General features: G+C 71.9%; 4 protein-coding genes. 3 read left to right on the top strand and 1 reads right to left on the bottom strand.

Annotation, left to right across the window (positions count from 1 at the left end; all coding sequences use genetic code 11):
• Window positions 1-82: 82 nt before the first annotated feature.
• Genes AB0M20_RS32560 through argH form a run of 3 tightly spaced genes read left to right on the top strand, consistent with a single transcriptional unit; the run spans window position 83 to window position 3202 of the window.
• Window positions 83-583 (top strand): arginine repressor, encoded by a 501-nt coding sequence (locus AB0M20_RS32560; protein ID WP_364304171.1) that lies wholly within the window; start codon window positions 83-85, stop codon window positions 581-583.
• Complete coding sequence (locus tag AB0M20_RS32555) at window positions 580-1782, top strand: argininosuccinate synthase (protein WP_364304170.1); 1203 nt, start codon at window positions 580-582, stop codon at window positions 1780-1782. The genes AB0M20_RS32560 and AB0M20_RS32555 overlap by 4 nt, the downstream gene beginning before the upstream one ends.
• A complete protein-coding gene (argH, locus tag AB0M20_RS32550) occupies window positions 1775-3202 on the top strand; it encodes an argininosuccinate lyase (RefSeq protein ID WP_364304169.1) in 1428 nt (475 codons plus the stop codon). Before AB0M20_RS32555 ends, argH begins: the two co-directional genes overlap by 8 nt.
• 7 nt (window positions 3203-3209) lie before the next feature.
• Here the strand turns inward: argH and AB0M20_RS32545 are convergent.
• The coding region (locus tag AB0M20_RS32545) for a DM13 domain-containing protein (protein WP_364304168.1) at window positions 3210-3543 on the bottom strand (334 nt) is incomplete at its 5' end.

Here is a 3543-nt window from a genome sequence, read left to right as displayed (position 1 = left end):
GCGCGATCTTCGATCAGGCGGAGAACCGGTTGCACGCCCAGAAGGCGTTGCTCGCCTATCTCATCGACACGGGCGGGGAGTTGTGACCGGGCCGCTCACCCGCGCCGGGCGGCACGCGCGGATCGTCGACCTGATCCGCGCCCGCGCGGTGCGCTCGCAGACCGAGCTGGGCGAGATCCTCTCCGCCGAGGGCATCCAGGTCACCCAGGCGACGCTGTCGCGCGACCTGGAAGAGCTCGGCGCGGTCAAGGTGAGCGGCGCATACCTGATCCCGGAGGACGGCAAGCGCCCGCTGCGCGAGGCGGAGCAGGCGCCCGCCCGGCTGATCCGGCTGCTGCGCGAGCTGCTCACCGGCGTGGACGCCAGCGGCAACCTGACGATCCTCCGAACCCCGCCCGGGGCGGCGCAGTTCCTCGCCAGCGCGCTGGACCGCTCCGGGCTCACCGATGTCGTCGGCACCATCGCCGGCGACGACACGATTCTCGTCGTGGCCCGCGACGTGACCGGCGGCAAGGCCTTGGCCGACAAGCTCGCCGAATGGGCAGGACACACCCAGGAAAACCTCGAAAGGAGTACCCCGTGACCGAGCGGGTCGTTCTTGCCTACTCCGGAGGCCTCGACACCTCCGTCGCCATCCCGTACCTCGCGGACCAGACCGGTGGCGAGGTCATCGCCGTCGCGCTCGACGTCGGCCAGGGCGGCGAGGACATGGAGGTGATCCGGCAGCGCGCGCTGGACTGCGGCGCCGCCGAGAGCGTCGTGGTGGACGCGCGCGACGAGTTCGCCGCCGACTTCTGCCTGCCCGCGCTGCGCGCCAACGCCCTATACATGGACCGCTACCCGCTGGTGTCCGCGCTCAGCCGGCCGCTGATCGTCCGGCACCTGGTCGAGGCGGCCAAGCAGTACGGCGGCACGATCGTCTCGCACGGCTGCACCGGCAAGGGCAACGACCAGGTCCGGTTCGAGGTCGGCATCGGCGCGCTCGCCCCGGAGCTGAAGGTGATCGCACCGGCCCGCGACTTCGCCTGGACCCGGGACAAGGCGATCGCGCTCGCGGGGGAGCGGGGCCTGCCGATCGACGTGACGCACAAGTCGCCGTATTCGATCGACCAGAACCTGTGGGGCCGCGCGGTGGAGACCGGCTTCCTCGAGGACATCTGGAACGGCCCGATCGAGGAGCTGTACTCGTACACGCAGGACCCGGCCGTCCTCCGCGACCCAGACGAGGTCGTGATCGCCTTCGACCAGGGCAACCCGGTCGCGATCGACGGCGAGACGGTCACCCCGCTGCAGGCGGTCGCGGAGCTCAACCGGCGGGCCGGCGCGCAAGGCGTCGGCCGGCTCGACATGGTCGAGGACCGGCTGGTCGGCATCAAGAGCCGTGAGGTGTACGAAGCGCCCGGCGCGATCGCCCTCATCACCGCGCACCAGGAGCTCGAGAACGTCACCGTCGAGCGGGACGTGGCCCGCTTCAAGCGCTCGGTCGACCAGCGGTGGGGCGAGCTGGTCTACGACGGCCTGTGGTTCTCGCCGCTCAAGCACGCCCTCGACGCGTTCATCGACGACACCCAGAAATACGTGTCGGGCGAGGTGTGGCTGACCCTGCACGGCGTTCGCGCGGTGGTCACCGGCCGGCGGTCCGAGGCCAGCCTCTACGATTTCGGGATGGCGACCTACGACACCGGGGACACGTTCGACCAGTCCCTCGCGAAGGGCTTCGTGCAGCTCTGGGGGCTGCCCTCACGGATGGCGTCGGCCCGGGACAACCGGCTCAATGGCTGACCACGGCAAGACTTCGTTGTGGGGCGGCCGGTTCGCCGGCGGCCCCGCCGAGGCCCTCGCCCGGTTGTCGGTCAGCGTCCAGTTCGACTGGCGGCTCGCGCCCTACGACCTGGCCGCCTCCCGCGCGCACGCCCGGGTGCTGGCCGCGGCCGGCCTGCTGGACCCCGACGAGCTGGGCCAGATGCTGGCCGCGCTCGACGACCTCGAGGCGGCCTGCGCGTCCGGCGAGTTCCGGCCCACGGTCGACGACGAGGACGTGCACACCGCGCTGGAACGCGGCCTGCTCGAGCGGCTCGGCGCGCTCGGCGGCAAGCTGCGCGCCGGCCGGTCCCGCAACGACCAGGTCGCCACCGACCTGCGGCTCTACCTGCGCGACCACGCCCGTGGGGTGGCCGTCGCGGTGGTCGAGCTGGCCGACGCGCTGACCGAGCAGGCGGCGCGCAACGTGGACACTCCGGCGCCGGGCCTGACCCACGTGCAGCACGCGCAGCCGGTCAGCTTCGGCCATTGGCTGCTGGCCCACGTGCACCCGCTGCTGCGTGACCTCGACCGGCTGAGCGACTGGGACAAGCGGACCGCGATCTCCCCGCTCGGCAGCGGGGCGCTGGCCGGTTCGTCGCTGCCGCTCGACCCGGCCGCGGTGGCCAAGGAGCTGGGCTTCACCGCGCCGGCGGCCAACTCCATGGACGCCGTGGCCGACCGTGACTTCGTGGCCGAGTTCCTCTTCATCACCGCGCTGATCGGCGTGCACCTGTCCCGCCTCGGCGAGGAGGTGGTGCTCTGGACGTCCACCGAGTTCGGCTGGGTGGAGCTGGACGACACCTTCGCCACCGGGTCGTCGATCATGCCGCAGAAGAAGAACGCGGACATCGCCGAGCTGGCCCGGGGCAAGAGCGGGCGGCTGGTCGGCGGGCTGGTGGCGGTGCTGACCATGCTCAAGGGGCTGCCGCTCACCTACGACCGCGACATGCAGGAGGACAAGGAGCCCGCCTTCGACGCGGTGGACACCCTGGAGCTGCTGCTGCCGGCCCTGGCCGGGATGATCTCGACGATGACGGTCCGGGTGGACCGCCTGGCGGCAGCGGCGCCGGTCGGCTTCTCGCTGGCCACCGAGGTCGCCGACTGGCTGGTGCGCAAGAACGTGCCGTTCCGCGACGCGCACGAGATCACCGGCCGGCTGGTGGCGCTGTGCTCGGCCCGCGAGTGCGAGCTGGAGGACGTCTCCGACGACGACCTGAAGACGGTCAGCGAACACCTGGACCCGTCGGTGCGTGCGGTGCTGTCGGTGCGTTCGGCGCTGGCGGCGCGCACGACGCCGGGCTCGACCGGCCCGGGCCCGGTGGCCGAGCAGCTGGCAATGGTCCAGCACCACCTGGACACCTGGCGGCAGTGGGCGATCGAGAAGGTCGTGCCCCGCTGAGGCGGGGTCAGGAGCGGAGTTCGGCGGCGCCGAACGAGACGGCGAACCGCTTGCACCAGATCGAGACGCTGCGGAAGCCGGCCGGATCGACGCCGGCCGGCAGCCGGTAGATCTGGTCGCCCTGGTTGCCCTTCAGCTTCCCGAGCTCCAAGTGGCGGCCGTCGTCGAAGACCCGCCAGCCGTCGGTGCCCGTCCGGACCGGCTGGTCGGTGAGCCACACGCGCAGATCGGGGCCGTCGGAGGTGTCCAGCCCGGCGAGCTCGAGCTGGTGCGTGCCGTCCGGGTTGCGCACCAGGCGTACCCCGCCGGAGGTCTCGTGCTCGTGCGTGACGAACTCACCC

Origin of the sequence: Actinoplanes sp. NPDC051633 (genome assembly GCF_040681735.1) — a bacterium.
In the GTDB taxonomy this organism is placed as follows: domain Bacteria; phylum Actinomycetota; class Actinomycetes; order Mycobacteriales; family Micromonosporaceae; genus Actinoplanes.
The sequence above is the reverse complement of the archived record's forward strand: the minus strand, read 5'-3'. Positions and strand labels throughout refer to the sequence as shown.